Here is a 14,080-nt window from a genome sequence, read left to right as displayed (position 1 = left end):
CTATTGACGCTGCAAAACGCTGTTCTAATTATGTCCGTCTCTTGTACTATAGGAACCCAAGCGCTATCGCTCTGGGTAATATTATTGCGCCACACTGGGCGTAGAAGCACAAACGGGGGACTCTGGATTGAAGATCGGGACGCCAAAAGAAACATTTGAAGGGGAAAATCGCGTTGCGATGACTCCGGAATCAGCACTGCAGCTGCAAAAGCTTGGTCATAGCTGTATGATCGAAGCTGGCGCAGGCGAGGCGGCTGGTTTTTCCAACGATAAATATGTCGAAGCCGGGGTAGAGGTGATCGACACGGCGGCCGAGCTTTGGGAGACGGCGGATGTCGTGGCCAAGGTCCGCGTCCCCAACACCGAAGAAATGGCGATGCTGCGGTCCGACCAGACGCTGATATCTTTCTTCAGCCCTGTGGCCGATGAGGCCAAGATGAAAGAGGCGGCCGAGAAAGGCACCACTGTCGTCGCGATGGAGATGATCCCCCGGATCAGCCGCGCGCAGAAAATGGATGCGCTGTCGTCCATGGCGAACATCGCGGGCTACCGTGCGGTGATCGAGGCAGGCAACAACTTTGGTCGCTTCTTTACCGGTCAGATCACGGCGGCGGGCAAGGTGCCTCCGGCGAAGGTTCTGGTTGTCGGTGCCGGTGTTGCCGGTCTGGCCGCGATCGGGACGTCCACATCCCTTGGCGCGATCACGCTGGCCTTTGACGTGCGTCCTGAAGTGGCCGAACAGGTTAAATCGATGGGGGCCGAGTTTGTCTACCTCGATTTCGAGGAAGAGCAGCAGGACGGCTCTGCCTCCGGTGGCTATGCCTCTGTTTCCTCGCCTGAATTCCGCGAGGCACAGCTGGCCAAATTCCGCGAGCTGGCCCCCGAGGTCGATATCGTCATCACCACTGCGTTGATCCCCAACCGTGAAGCGCCTGAGCTGTGGACCGAAGATATGGTCGCAGCGATGAAGCCCGGGTCGGTGATCGTCGATCTGGCGGCCGAAAAGGGCGGCAACTGCAAGCTGACCAAGATGGACGAGAAAATCGTGACCGAGAATGGCGTGACCATCATCGGCTACACCGATTTCCCCAGCCGGATGGCAACGCAGGCCTCGACGCTTTATGCGACCAATATCCGTCACCTGATGACCGATCTGACGCCGGAAAAAGACGGTGTGGTCAACCACAACATGGAAGACGACGTGATCCGTGGGGCGACCATCACCCATGACAAGGAAGTCACCTTCCCACCGCCGCCCCCAAAGGTCGCGGCAATTGCGGCGGCTCCGAAGAAAGACAAGCCGAAAGAGCTGACGCCGGAAGAGAAACGCGCCAACGAAGTGGCCGCGTTCAAGGCACAAACCCGCAATCAGGTTGGCCTGCTGGCCATCGGTGGCGTGCTGCTGTTGGCGGTAGGTCTGGTCGCGCCGGCGAGCTTTATGCAGCACTTTATCGTATTCGTGCTCTCCGTGTTTATCGGCTTCCAGGTGATCTGGGGTGTGGCACACAGCCTGCACACACCGCTGATGGCTGTGACCAATGCGATTTCGTCGATCATCATTCTGGGGGCGGTCATGCAGATCGGGTCCGGGTCGTTCCTGGTGATTATTCTGGCCGCGCTGTCGGTCTTTATGTGCGGGATCAACATCTTTGGTGGCTTCCTCGTGACACGGCGCATGCTTGCCATGTTCCAAAAATCGTAAAGGGTTCAGGTAAATGGATTTTGGTTTTACAACAGCGGCTTACGTAGTCGCCGCCATCCTCTTCATCCTCAGCCTTGGCGGGCTGTCGGGTCAGGAAAGCGCCAAGCGCGCGGTATGGTACGGGATCGTGGGCATGGCGTTGGCCGTGGCTGCGACATTGATCGGGCCGGGGGCCGGCTTCTGGCTGCTGTCGCTGATCCTGATCGCGGGTGGCGGTGCCATCGGCTATCAACTGGCGACAAAAGTGCAGATGACGCAGATGCCCGAACTGGTTGCCGCGATGCACAGCCTTGTGGGTCTGGCGGCGGTCTTTGTCGGCTATAACGCGCATATCGAACTGGGCAACGTGCTGGCGATGGATGACACCGCCCGCCAGGCGACCGAAGGGTTCGCAGCGCTGCTGGCCAAGAAAGACAGCGTCGAGATCGCGATCCTGCGGGTCGAACTGTTCCTTGGTGTGTTCATCGGTGCCATCACCTTTACTGGGTCGGTCATCGCCTATGGCAAGCTGGCGGGGCGCGTGGATACGTCGGCGACAAAACTGCCCGGCGGTCACATCCTGAACGCAGCGGCTGCTGGTCTGTCGCTGCTGTGTCTGGTCTGGTACTTCAACACCGGTGGCTTCCTGCCGCTGTTCATCATGACCCTGGCGGCGCTGTTCATCGGCTACCACCTGATCATGGGTATCGGCGGCGCGGATATGCCCGTGGTTGTGTCGATGCTGAACAGCTACTCTGGCTGGGCTGCGGCGGCGATTGGTTTCAGCCTTGGCAACGATCTTCTGATCGTCGTGGGGGCGCTGGTCGGCTCGTCCGGTGCGATCCTGTCCTACATCATGTGTAAAGCGATGAACCGGTCGTTCGTCAGCGTGATCCTCGGCGGTTTCGGCGGGACATCCGGTCCGCAGATGGAGGTCGAGGGCGAGCAGGTCGCGATCGACACTGACGGTGTTGCCACCATGCTGAACGAGGCCGACAGCGTCATCATCATCCCCGGTTACGGCATGGCGGTCGCTCAGGCGCAGCAAGCGGTAAGCGAACTGGTCAAGAAGCTGCGGGCAAAAGGCAAGAACGTGCGTTTCGCCATTCACCCCGTTGCGGGGCGTCTGCCGGGTCACATGAACGTGCTGCTGGCCGAGGCCAAAGTGCCCTATGACATCGTGATGGAGATGGATGAGATCAACGATGATTTCCCGTCGACCGACGTGGCGATCGTGATCGGGTCCAATGACATCGTGAACCCTGCCGCACAGGACGACCCCAACAGCCCCATCGCCGGTATGCCGGTTCTGGAATGCTGGAAGGCTAAGAACGTCATCGTGTCCAAACGCGGGCAGGGGACAGGCTATTCCGGCATCGAGAACCCGCTGTTCTTCAAGGACAACACGCGGATGCTTTACGGCGACGCCAAGGCGAGCCTCGACAAGCTGCTGCCGCTGATCGACTGATCACGCGACAGGCGACAAACTAAGGGGCGGTGCAGCAATGCGCCGCCCCTTTTGCTTTTGAGGCGAAGGCAGTGGAACTCAAGCCGGTGGCACGTGTTGAATTGTCATATAGGAGGATTTGAATATGAAGTTTTCACGCACCAGCCCCTCGACCGGCCCCGGTTCCCCTGAAGTGACCGGCTTTTACGATGACGATACCGGCAGCATCCAATATCTGGTGGCGGATCCGGCGACCTCAAAGGCGGCGGTGATCGACGTGGTTCTGGGCTTCAGCCCACAAAGTGCGGCGACTGACACGCAGCATGTCGATACCATCCTGCGCCACGCCGAAGCCGCGGGCTACGAGATCCAATGGATCCTCGACACGCACCCCCATGCAGACCATCTCATGGCCTCGCACGTGCTAAAACAGCGGTTGAACAAGCCCAATGCCATCGGGGCAAAGGTGACAGAGATCGCAGAGCTCTGGCGTGACTATTACAACATGCCCGACGCCTTTGACCCCGCCGCCGATTTCGACCACCTTTTCGAGGATGGCGATACATTCACCATCGGCGAGCTGCCCGTGCGGGTGATGCTGTCGCCGGGGCACACGTTAGGGTCGATCACCTATGTTGTAGGCTCTGACGCGGCTTTTGTGCATGACAGCTTTATGCAGCCTGACGTGGGCACTGCGCGCGCCGATTTCCCGGGTGGCACCGCGGCTGAACTCTACCAGTCCTTGCAAGATATCCTTGCCCTGCCGGATGCCACGCGCCTGTTCATCGGCCATGACTATGGCACCGAGTATCGCAGCCAACCCATGTGGGAATCCACCGTGGCCGAACAACGCCGGCACAACGCCCATATCGGCGGTGGCGTGTCGCAGCAAAGCTTCGTCGACCAACGCGAGGCGCGGGACAAAACCCTCGCGCTGCCCGACCGGATGCTGCATGTCTTGCAGATGAACCTTCGAGCAGGGCGCTTGCCGGAGGCCGAAGACGACGGTCACGCCTACCTCAAGATACCGGTCAACCGGTTCTGAAACGGGTCCGGTATTCCGCGGTATACGGTTAACCCTATGAAAGATATGTGAAATATATCTAGGCGAATGGCGGTGGTCACGATAGACTGCTTTGATTGTCCCATTGTAGAAAGCCCGCATCGTGCCCGCCCTCGACGATCACCCCCTGCGCTATACGCTCAATAGCGAGCTGCACGCCCGCCCGTTCCCCTCGCTCACCGCGCCCCATGTTGCGGCCTATCTGGCCGTGCGCCCATCGGGGCAGGCCGCGCGGCGGGACCGCTCTGTCGATCTGCAACAGCTCCGTGATCTCTTGGCCCATTATGGTGCGCCGCTGCCCGCCGCGGACGCGACCCATTATTTTGGCCCGATGGGGAAATACACGCTGAAGTGGGAGCAGCACACCGAGTTCGTGACCTACACCGTGTTTCTGGATCAGCTCGGCCAGCGCCCCTTTGATCCGGCAGAGTTTGATGTCTTCCCACAGGATTGGCGCGCAGGCCTGAACGCGCAGCGGATCACCTCTATTCTGCTGCGGCTGGTGCCCCGCCCGCCACAGGACGCGCAGATCGCCGAGGCGTTGCAAGACTGGTTCGTCCCCGAAAGCCTCGCCGTGGCATCGGTGCTTGAAGATGCTGCCGTCATCGCCAGCGACTTTCGCATCGATCCCGCGGGTCACATGCGCATGGCGGTCTTTGCCAGCGAAGGCACGGGCAGCCGCCGCTTGGGCCGCATCGTGCAACGTCTGTGCGAGATAGAGACCTATAAATCCATGTCGATGCTCGGCTTTGCCAAGGTGCGCGAATTCGCGGGCCAGTTGGACCGTATCGATGCAGAGCTGAACGATCTGATGGCGGGTATGGCAGGCACCTCTGCCATGGCCGAAGACACGCTGCACCGGCTGCTGGATATCTCTGTCGGGCTAGAGGCGCTTTCGGCCGATGCGTCTTACCGTCTGGGTGCGACAGAGGCGTATCAAGCCATCGTCGCACAGCGGATCGGAGCCTTGCGCGAAACACGGTTCATGGCGCGGCAAGGGTTCGATGAATTCATGATGCGCCGCTACGAGCCTGCGATGCGTACGGTCACATCCTCGGAAACACGGCTCAATAAAATGTCCGCCCGCGCCAGCCGCGCGGCCGAATTGTTGCGGACACGGGTTGATGTGGAACGATCCGCGCAAAATCAGGCGATACTGGCCAGCATGGACAAACGCTCTGACCTGCAACTGCGTTTGCAACACACGGTCGAAGGGCTGTCCGTGGTCGCGATCAGCTATTACGCGGTGTCGCTGTTGGGCTATATGCTCTACCCGCTGGCCGACCGTATCGGGGTCAGCAAGGGCACGCTCACGGCAGTGGCCGTCCCGGTGGTGGTGGTGCTGGTCTGGGGGCTGTTGCGCCGCCTGCGCCACAAGATCAAATAGGGTCAGCTGCCCGCTGGTGTTGCGCGCAGGAAGGCATGCATCGCCAGCACGCCGACACCGATCATCACAATCGCAAGGATCGCGGCAAGGGACAGCGTGGGCACGCCGGACAATCCGGCCCCCAGCGTGCAGCCGCCCGCCAGTACACCGCCCACACCCATCAGCGCTGCTCCGGTCAGATAGCGGCCCGTCTGGGCGGGTGTCTCGAAACTCTGCCAGCCAAAGCCGCCAAAGATCAGGCTCGACGCGCAGGCCCCCAAGGCCACGCCCCCCAAAAGCCCGACGCCAAAGCCCGCGGGGATCGAACTGCTGGCCACCACCCAGAACAGCGCATCGGCGGAAGGAGAGGTGAACGACAGGCTTTCCATCGCGATCGGGTCGAATGCGTCAAACAGGATAAACCCCGTCCCGACCCAGGCCAGCGGGACCAGCAGGCCAATCATCGCCGCCATCACCAGATGGGTCCAGCGGTTGCCCGATCGCAGCGCCACGGCAAGGGCCGCCACCACGATCAGCCCGCCCCATAGCATCACCCCCCCGGGCAGGGCGGCAAGGCTGACGTAATCGCCAAGCCCAAGCGTCACACTGCCAAGCGCCACGCGCATCGGGGCCAGCACGCCTTTCAACGTGGCATGGGCCACGACCGCAAAGACAACCACGACCAAGGCCGCGCGCAAATTGCCGGAGCCCGCCAGAATGGTCAGCCGAGAGATACAGCCCCGCGTCAACACCATCCCCGCGCCAAAAAGCAGCCCGCCAATGCCAATCGCCAGATAGGGCACATCCGGCACCATAAAGCGGTGTTCGGCAAAGCTGATCCAGCCCATGGCGACCGCGACCTGCGTCCCCAGCACGGCAAAGGCCAGCGCTGTCAGCCAGACCCCTTTTGCGGCGCGCCGGTCCTCGCCAATCAGCGAGCGGCGAAAACAGAATTTGGTGATCTGCCCGAGTATGCCAAAGATCACCCCAACCGCCAGCGCGAACCAGACAGCCGCTTGTTGCGGTGTGGTGGTCTCAAAACCGAATTGTTCAAACATCCCCGTGATCCCCTTGACGACAACACGACAGTTCCCTGACGCGGAAACCGCCTAAGTTCAAGCCTTTTGCGCCCCCACGACAAAGGGAGGCCGCAGCCCCCCTTCACCCTTTCTCAAATACTCAAACCCGACAGAAGCCCCAAAAGGCGACGGTCCGATCCGGATCACCGTCCGCGCAACCGCGGGTCCAGCGCGTCACGTAGCCCGTCGCCCAGGTAGTTCACGCTCAGCACGGTCAGCGAGATCGCGACGCCGGGCAGGATCACCCGCTCGGGGAATTCCTGCATCCGTGACACGGCATCGGACAAGAGCTTGCCCCATGTCGGATAGTCCGACGGGAAGCCGACGCCCAGAAAGCTCAGCGCACTTTCGGTGATGATCGCGGTCGCCAGACCCAGCGTGGCCGAGACCATGATCGGAGAGATGACGTTGGGCAGCAGGTGCTTGCGGATGATCTTGCCCGACCGCGTCCCGATGGACCGCGCGGCGAGGATGAACTCGCGCTCTTTCAGCGCCAGAATGTCGCCGCGCACGATCCGCGCGGTCTGCATCCACGAGGTCAGCCCGATGATGCCGACGATCAGGATGAACATCCCGCCTTCGGGGCCAAACCGTGCGTTGAGCGGTTGGCGGAACAGGGTCACCGCCAGCAGCGTCAGCGGCAGGATCGGCAGCGACAGAACCAGATCGGTAAAGCGCATCAGCCAGAAATCGAGCCGTTTGAAATAGCCCGAGATGACGCCGATGGCCGAACCGATGACCAGCGCCAGCCCCATGGCCAGCCAGCCCACCGCCATAGACACGCGCCCGCCGGCGATCATCTGTGCCATGATATCACGGCCCAGCTGGTCGGTGCCAAAGGGATGTGCCCAACCGGCCTTGGCCTCGCTGTCGAACAGCAGTTGGTACACGGGGCGCCAGTTCTTGTTTCGGATATCCAACGCCTTGGGATCGACATCCCAAAGGTAGGGGCCGAACAACACGGCGAGGGTGATGAACAGCAAGAAGCCTCCGCCAAAGACAGCGCCCTTGTGCTTGCGGAACTGCTGCCAGACGTCGATCCACTGGCTGCGCGGCGGCTTTTGCGGCTCTTTATCGACCAGCGCACCATAGAGTTCGATGTCGGCCTCGATCGGGCTTGCGGGGGTGGCTTGCTCAGTCATAGCGGATCCTTGGGTCAAGCAGGCCGTATAGAACATCGGCAATCAGGTTGAATAGAACGATGAGGATGGCGAAGATAAAGGTCAGCGTCATCACCATCGGCAGGTCGTTGGCAAAAAGCGCGGTCAGCAGCAGCTGCCCGATACCATTCACCTTGAACACATTCTCGGTAATGATCGCGCCGCCAAAGATCGCGGGCATGCCAAGGGCAATCACCGTGACCACTGGGATCATCGAGTTGCGCAGCACATGGACCAGAACGACCGATTTCTCGCGCAGCCCCTTGGCGCGGGCGGTGCGCACATAGTCCTGGTTCAGGTTGTCCAGCATCGCGCCGCGCATGTAGCGGCTGATCTGCGCGGTGGTTTGCAGCGCCAACACCATCACGGGCATAATCATCTGCATGAACTGGAATTTGAAACTCTCCCAGTCGGTCACCACATGGGTCGTGTCATAGATCGACGGCAACCACCCCAGCGAGACCGAGAAAATCACGATCAGCAGCGGCCCGGTGAAGAAGGGCGGGATCGAAAAGCCGATCATGGTGACAAAGGTGCCGGCTTGATCGAATAGCGAATAGTGGCGGTAGGCCGAATAGATGCCAATCGGGATCGCGATCAGGATGCCCACGATATAGCTCAGCCCAACCACCCAAAGCGTCTGCGGCATCCGCTGGATCACGATATCCATGATCGGGCTGCGGGTCTGCCAGCTGATCGCACGCTGAACGGGACGCACAGCGCCTGTGTCGGGGTCAATGAAGGTCGACAGGCTGGTGTCGGGCAGCCAGCCCAGCAGGAAGCTGTCGCGGGTGGCCCAGTCAATGAAGACCTGCGGTTCAACCCAGAAGAACTGGATCAGCCATTTATAGTATTGCACATAGATCGGCTGCCCGAGGCCAAGCGCCTCGCGCATTTTCTGTTTTACCTCTGGTGGGACTGTCAGCGGCACCTGGGCCATCGGATCGCCGGGGGCCAGTTGCAACAGCAGGAAGATTACCAGGCTGATAAACAAAAGCGTTGGTATCGACAAAAGTAGTCGACGAATGGTGAAGGTCAGCATGCACAGCGCCTTTGCAAGTCGGTCTAGGGGAGGGGAAGCATGTCAAAATCGAAGGGAGGCGCGATTTCGCACACATTCACACAGGCATCAAGTCATGAGGAGCACGCGCGCAGCGTGCTCCTCTGAGCTTGGGCGTGATTATTCTTTCACGCGGTACCAGTCGGCGGCATTCCACAGTTCGGAATCCCATGTGTTCAGGATCACGCCGCCCAGAGTGTTGGACGCAGCGGAAACCCGACCACGGTCGACCAGCGGAACGATGGTCATCGTGTCACGTGTGATGATGTTGTTCAGCTGCTTGGCGATCTCGCCGCGCTTGTCCAACTCGCCCGTGCGCGACAGTTCGTCCAGCAACGCGTCGTATTCTTCGTTGCAGAAACGGTTGATGTTCTCACCCTGCCACTGGCTGGAAGGCTTGGGCTCGTTGCCACAGCGATAGGCAGACAGGTAGGCCTGCGGATCGGTGCCGTCAAAGTTGTTCGCGTACATTTCAACGTCGGCATAGAACTTCTGGAAGGTATCGGGCGAACCGGGGTCACCACCAAAGAAGACCGACGCATCAAGGTTGCGCAGTTCGACTTCGACACCGATCTGGTTCCACCAGTCTTTGATCAGCGCTTGAAAATCCTGACGGACAGCGTTGGTCGAGGTCTGGTACAGCAGGGACAGTTTTTCACCGTCTTTGTCGCGGATGCCGTCGCCATTGGTGTCGGTCCAGCCGGCTTCTTCCAGCAGAGCTTTCGCGCCTTCCAGATCCTGCGTCAGACATTCGGTGTTGTCGGAGGCATAAAGCTCAGGCGCGGGCACGAGGTTACAGGTCGCGCGACCCGCCTGGCCATAGCCGACTTCGACCAGCAAAGGACGGTCGATCGCCATGGACAGCGCCTTGCGGACCTTAAAGTCGGACAGGATGGGGTGCGGATGCGCCACGGTGGAGCGTTCGCCCTTCTGGCAGGTCCGGCGATGGGTCTGTCAGGTTCATCTCGATCCGTTCGACCAATGTCCCGAATGCAGAGATCGCCTGACCCTTGCCGCCTTCGGCCATTTTCGCCAGCACATCGGGGGCCAGCTGCATGTTCCAGGCATAGTCGTATTCGCCGGTTTCCATCACCGCACGACCCGCGGCATTCGCATCACCACCGCCCTTGAGGGTCAGTGTGGCAAACGCAGGTTTGCTGGGGTCACGGTAGTTGGGGTTGGCTTCCATCTGGATCACGTCATTGGGACGGAAATCTGTCACGCGGAACGGGCCGGTGCCGATGGGGTTAAAGTTGGCTTCGGTACATTCGGGGGCTTTCGCGCCCAGGCAGTCCTTGAACTGCGCGGCCTGAATGATCGGTGATTGCGCGCCCATGAACGGGCCGTAAGGGTTTGGCTTGGCGTCGGTGAAATGAACGGTAACCGTCAGATCATCCACGATATCGATGCTTTCAACGCCATCGAACTTCGACGCCTGCGCGCAGCCGCCTTCGGGGTGCATACAGTATTCAGCGGTGAATTTCAGATCCGCCGAGGTCACCGGCGTGCCGTCGGACCAAACCAGGCCCTCTTTCAGCTTCCAGGTGATGGATTTCAGGTCTTCGGCCACGCCGCCGTTTTCAACGGTGGGAATCTCGGTCGCCAGATAGGGGACCAACGCGCCGGTTTCGTCATAGCGGCCCATAGGCTCCAGCACGAGGCTCGCCGCCTCGAGATCTTTTGTGCCGCCCGACAGATAGGGGGTCATGATCGAGGGCGCTTGCCAGTAGATAACTTTCACCTCGCCGTCGCGTCCACGCTCGCCCTCGTGGGCGGCGCCGAATGCGGCGGGGGCAATCGCTACCGAAGCCGCGGCTCCCAGTAACAGGGTTTTCATGTTCATAGCTTACTCCTTGTTGGACACCGTTGGTTTTTTGAGGTGCCTTTTTTTATGGTCTGTCTTTTCTGGCAATGCCAAAAACGTCAATCTTGATCACGGCCGGGGGCAGGGTGCTGCGACAGACAGGGATGCCCGCCAAAACGCCCGTTTTTCCAGCCACGCCAATAACGTCGAAGCATCGAAACAGGTTTGAAAAAAAATGCAAGCCTCCAAAGCAGCGGATGTTAGCGGTCCCTTGGACCGATTTGACACCAGATGACGAAGTGCCTTAGCGTCGTCAAATTGATTAAACGAGAAGCGCTGGAAAATACCATGCTAGACGAGGCAACGCCGACACCAATCGCGCAAATTCAAGAGCTTAGGGTCGAATTTCAAACCCAGGACGGACCCGTTCTAGGTGTGGAGAACGTCAGCTTTGACATCAATGCGGGTGAAACTGTCTGCGTTGTGGGCAAATCCGGCTCGGGTAAATCGGTGTCCTCGCTGTCGCTGATGCGTCTGGTCGAGTTCGGCGGCGGAAAAATTGCGGGTGGGCGCCTATTATTTGAGCGCCAGAACGATCCCGCTGTCGATTTGGCGCGCACAGATCAGGATGTGATGCGCGATATTCGCGGCAATGAAATCGGGATGATCTTTCAGGAACCGATGACCGCGCTGAACCCGGTCTTTACCGTCGGTCGCCAGCTGACCGAAGGGCTACGCCTGCACAAGAATATGTCCAAGGCGCAGGCAGAGGCCCGCGCGCTGGAGCTTCTGACCCAGGTCCGCATCCCCGAACCGGCCCGCCGTCTTGCACAATACCCGCACGAGCTGTCGGGCGGGATGCGCCAGCGTGTGGTGATCGCCATGGCGCTGGCCTGTTCGCCGCGGCTGTTGATCGCGGATGAACCCACCACCGCGCTGGATGTGACCATTCAGGCCGAAATCCTCGCGCTGATCGACCGCTTGAAACGCGAGACCGGCACCGCCGTCATGTTCATCACCCATGACATGGCCGTTGTCGCCCAGATGGCCGATCGCGTCGTCGTCATGTTCCGCGGTAACAAGGTCGAAGAAGGCACGGTCGAGGAAATCTTCGAGAATCCCCAACACCCCTATACCAAGGCGTTGCTGGCCGCCGTGCCCAAGCTGGGCGAGATGCGCGGCAAACCCTATCCCGAGCCGATGAAACTGCTCGGAACTGCGGATAAAGAGATCAAACCCATCAAGGGCACAGAGGAAACGCTGCTGACGGTCAAGAACCTGACCACGCGCTTTCCGGTGCAGGGCGGCTTCCTGCGCCGCACCGTCGCCAATGTCCATGCGGTGGAGGACCTATCGTTTACCATCAACAAGGGCCAGACGCTAAGCCTTGTGGGGGAATCCGGCTGCGGAAAATCTACGGCGGGGCGGTCCTTGCTGCGGCTGGTCGACCCCCAATCGGGCGAGGTCAACCTCGAAGGCAAAGACATCATGGCACTGGATTCACGTGGCCTGCACAAGGCGCGGCTGGACATGCAGATGATCTTTCAGGACCCGTTTGCCTCGCTCAATCCGCAGATGCAGCTATCGGATCAGGTGGCCGAACCGATCCACAATTATGGCACGCTCAAAGGGGCCGAGCTGACCAAACGCATCGAGATGCTGTTTGACCGTGTGGAACTGCCGCGCAGCTTCATGCGCCGCTTCCCGCACGAGCTGTCAGGCGGTCAGCGCCAGCGCGTCGCCATCGCGCGGGCCTTGGCGTTGAACCCCAAGCTGATCGTCGCGGATGAAGCCGTGTCGGCGCTGGATGTGTCGGTTCAGGCGCAGGTGGTCAATCTGATGCTGGAGCTGCAAGCGGAAATGGGGCTGTCCTTCCTGTTCATCAGCCACGATATGGCTGTGGTCGAACGGGTCAGCCACCACGTCGGCGTGATGTATCTGGGCCGGATCGTAGAAATGGGCACGCGGTCGCAGGTGTTTGAAAACCCGCAGCACCCCTATACACAGGCCCTGATGAAAGCCGTCCCCATCGCCGATCCACGGCGTCGCAAAAAGGAAAGCGAGCTGAACTTCAAGCCGATCCCGTCCCCGATCCATCCGACAAGCTATGTCGCGGAACCCTCTGTTTACAAAACCGTATCCCCCGGCCATCAGGTCTTGATCACCGATAGCGGATACTAAAGGACCACATAAATGACTGCGCGCATGACCCCGTTCGAGCTGATGGAAAAACTTGTCAGCTTTCCCACTGTGTCGCGGGATACGAATATCCCGCTGATCGACTGGGTGGCCGATTACCTTGAAAGCCACGGCATCGCGTCCCATCGCTATATCCACCCCGATCAACCCAAACATGCGCTTTTCGCCCATGTGGGCCCGTGGGAAGAGGGCGCGGTGGTCCTGTCGGGGCATACCGATGTGGTGCCGGTGGACGGCCAGCCCTGGGACAGCGACCCTTTCATCGTGGTTGAACGGGACGGGCGCTATTACGGGCGCGGCTGCTGCGACATGAAGGGCTTTGATGCGCTGGCCATCTGGGCACTGGTAGAGGCGCATTACGCCGACGTGCAACGCCCGCTCCAGATCGCGCTCAGCTTTGACGAGGAAATCGGCTGCACCGGTGCCCCTCCGATGATCGAGGCGATGCAACCGGTGCTGCCCAAGGGGGCGCTGGTGATCGTGGGGGAACCCTCCACCATGCAGGCCGTTACAGGCCACAAGGGCGGCACGGGCTTCAACACCCATGTGGTCGGCTTCGAGGTGCATTCCTCGCTCCTGCACACAGGCGTCAACGCGATCATGGCGGGGGCCAAGCTGATCGAATGGGCCAATGAGGTGAACACCGAAAACATGGCCCGCAAACCCAGCGAGCTTGCCGCGATGTTCAACCCGCCCTTTACCACCGCCCATGTGGGCGTGATCTCGGGCGGGACAGCGCATAATATCACCGCCAAGGATTGCCACTTCGCCATGGATTTCCGCGTCGTGCCGGGCGAAGACAAAGACGCCTGGGGCACCGCCTATCTGGAAAAGGTGCGCGAGGTCGAAAAGCAGATGCAAGAGGTCGTCCCCGAAACCTATATCGAGGTCACCCCCCGTTTCGACGTCCCCGCACTACAACCCGAAAAAGACGGGCTGGCTGAAACATTCGTGCGCCAGATCACCGGCGACAATGCCAGCCACAAGGTCTCCTACGGGACCGAGGCCGGACAGTTCCAGGAAGCCGGGTATAGCGCGGTGATCTGCGGCCCTGGCGATATCGCACAGGCGCACCAGCCCAACGAATATATCGAAGTCGCGCAATTCGAGGCCGGCCATAAATTCATGCGCGACCTGCTTGAACGTTTGAAATGACACAGCGCAGCGGCCCCCTTCTTCCAAATGGCATCACATCCCGGGGGAGGGGCCGCAGCGCGGCAC

The 14,080-nt window shown here is 60.3% G+C and carries 9 protein-coding genes and 1 pseudogene; 6 read left to right on the top strand and 4 right to left on the bottom strand.

Translation table 11 applies throughout. The features are described from left to right. Positions 1-127 precede the first annotated feature (127 nt). From SJY36_RS10035 to SJY36_RS10020, 4 genes are all read left to right on the top strand, one after another. On the top strand, positions 128-1,702 hold the full coding sequence (locus tag SJY36_RS10035; RefSeq protein ID WP_386174730.1) for a Re/Si-specific NAD(P)(+) transhydrogenase subunit alpha: 1,575 nt from the start codon (positions 128-130) through the stop codon (positions 1,700-1,702). Between the two features lie 13 nt (positions 1,703-1,715). After that, positions 1,716-3,149 carry an NAD(P)(+) transhydrogenase (Re/Si-specific) subunit beta gene (locus SJY36_RS10030; RefSeq protein WP_386174727.1) on the top strand — a complete coding sequence of 478 codons (1,434 nt, stop codon included), beginning with the start codon at positions 1,716-1,718 and terminating at the stop codon, positions 3,147-3,149. Positions 3,150-3,273: 124 nt separating this feature from the next. Further along, complete coding sequence (locus SJY36_RS10025; protein ID WP_386174724.1) at positions 3,274-4,173, top strand: MBL fold metallo-hydrolase; 900 nt, start codon at positions 3,274-3,276, stop codon at positions 4,171-4,173. A 121-nt stretch (positions 4,174-4,294) separates the two neighbouring features. Then, entirely contained in the window at positions 4,295-5,578 is a 1,284-nt protein-coding gene (locus SJY36_RS10020) for a DUF3422 family protein (RefSeq protein ID WP_386174721.1), read from the top strand. Positions 5,579-5,580: 2 nt separating this feature from the next. Here SJY36_RS10020 and SJY36_RS10015 read toward each other — a convergent pair whose 3' ends face one another. The 4 genes and pseudogenes from SJY36_RS10015 to SJY36_RS10000 form a co-directional block, all read right to left on the bottom strand. Continuing rightward, positions 5,581-6,615 (bottom strand): YeeE/YedE family protein, encoded by a 1,035-nt coding sequence (locus SJY36_RS10015; protein WP_289080491.1) that lies wholly within the window; start codon positions 6,613-6,615, stop codon positions 5,581-5,583. Between the two features lie 164 nt (positions 6,616-6,779). Next, a complete protein-coding gene (locus tag SJY36_RS10010; RefSeq protein ID WP_005854057.1) occupies positions 6,780-7,778 on the bottom strand; it encodes an ABC transporter permease in 999 nt (332 codons plus the stop codon). Beyond that, positions 7,771-8,838: an ABC transporter permease gene (locus tag SJY36_RS10005; protein ID WP_009824889.1), complete on the bottom strand. Its 1,068-nt coding sequence runs from the start codon at positions 8,836-8,838 to the stop codon at positions 7,771-7,773. The genes SJY36_RS10010 and SJY36_RS10005 overlap by 8 nt, the downstream gene beginning before the upstream one ends. A 138-nt stretch (positions 8,839-8,976) precedes the next feature. Next, positions 8,977-10,699: pseudogene (locus SJY36_RS10000) on the bottom strand (peptide ABC transporter substrate-binding protein). Between the two features lie 309 nt (positions 10,700-11,008). On the opposite strand from SJY36_RS10000, the gene SJY36_RS09995 reads away from it, so the two are divergent. Further along, a complete protein-coding gene (locus SJY36_RS09995) occupies positions 11,009-12,841 on the top strand; it encodes an ABC transporter ATP-binding protein (protein ID WP_386174716.1) in 1,833 nt (610 codons plus the stop codon). Between the two features lie 12 nt (positions 12,842-12,853). Beyond that, positions 12,854-14,014, top strand: coding sequence for an acetylornithine deacetylase (gene argE / locus SJY36_RS09990; protein ID WP_386174713.1), 1,161 nt, complete (start codon positions 12,854-12,856; stop codon positions 14,012-14,014). The last annotated feature ends 66 nt before the right edge of the window (positions 14,015-14,080 follow it).

Origin of the sequence: Sulfitobacter sp. R86518 (assembly GCF_042466275.1) — a bacterium.
Classification (GTDB): Bacteria; Pseudomonadota; Alphaproteobacteria; order Rhodobacterales; family Rhodobacteraceae; genus Sulfitobacter; species Sulfitobacter pontiacus.
The sequence above is the reverse complement of the archived record's forward strand: the minus strand, read 5'-3'. Positions and strand labels throughout refer to the sequence as shown.

What these genes read in the sequence shown, in the direction of transcription:
- argE (WP_386174713.1), top strand. Translation starts at nt 12,854, where the DNA reads ATGACTGCGCGCATGACCCCGTTCGAGCTGATGGAAAAACTTGTCAGC.
- SJY36_RS10005 (WP_009824889.1), bottom strand. Translation starts at nt 8,838, where the DNA reads ATGCTGACCTTCACCATTCGTCGACTACTTTTGTCGATACCAACGCTT.
- SJY36_RS10010 (WP_005854057.1), bottom strand. Translation starts at nt 7,778, where the DNA reads ATGACTGAGCAAGCCACCCCCGCAAGCCCGATCGAGGCCGACATCGAA.
- SJY36_RS10025 (WP_386174724.1), top strand. Translation starts at nt 3,274, where the DNA reads ATGAAGTTTTCACGCACCAGCCCCTCGACCGGCCCCGGTTCCCCTGAA.
- SJY36_RS10030 (WP_386174727.1), top strand. Translation starts at nt 1,716, where the DNA reads ATGGATTTTGGTTTTACAACAGCGGCTTACGTAGTCGCCGCCATCCTC.
- SJY36_RS10015 (WP_289080491.1), bottom strand. Translation starts at nt 6,615, where the DNA reads ATGTTTGAACAATTCGGTTTTGAGACCACCACACCGCAACAAGCGGCT.
- SJY36_RS09995 (WP_386174716.1), top strand. Translation starts at nt 11,009, where the DNA reads ATGCTAGACGAGGCAACGCCGACACCAATCGCGCAAATTCAAGAGCTT.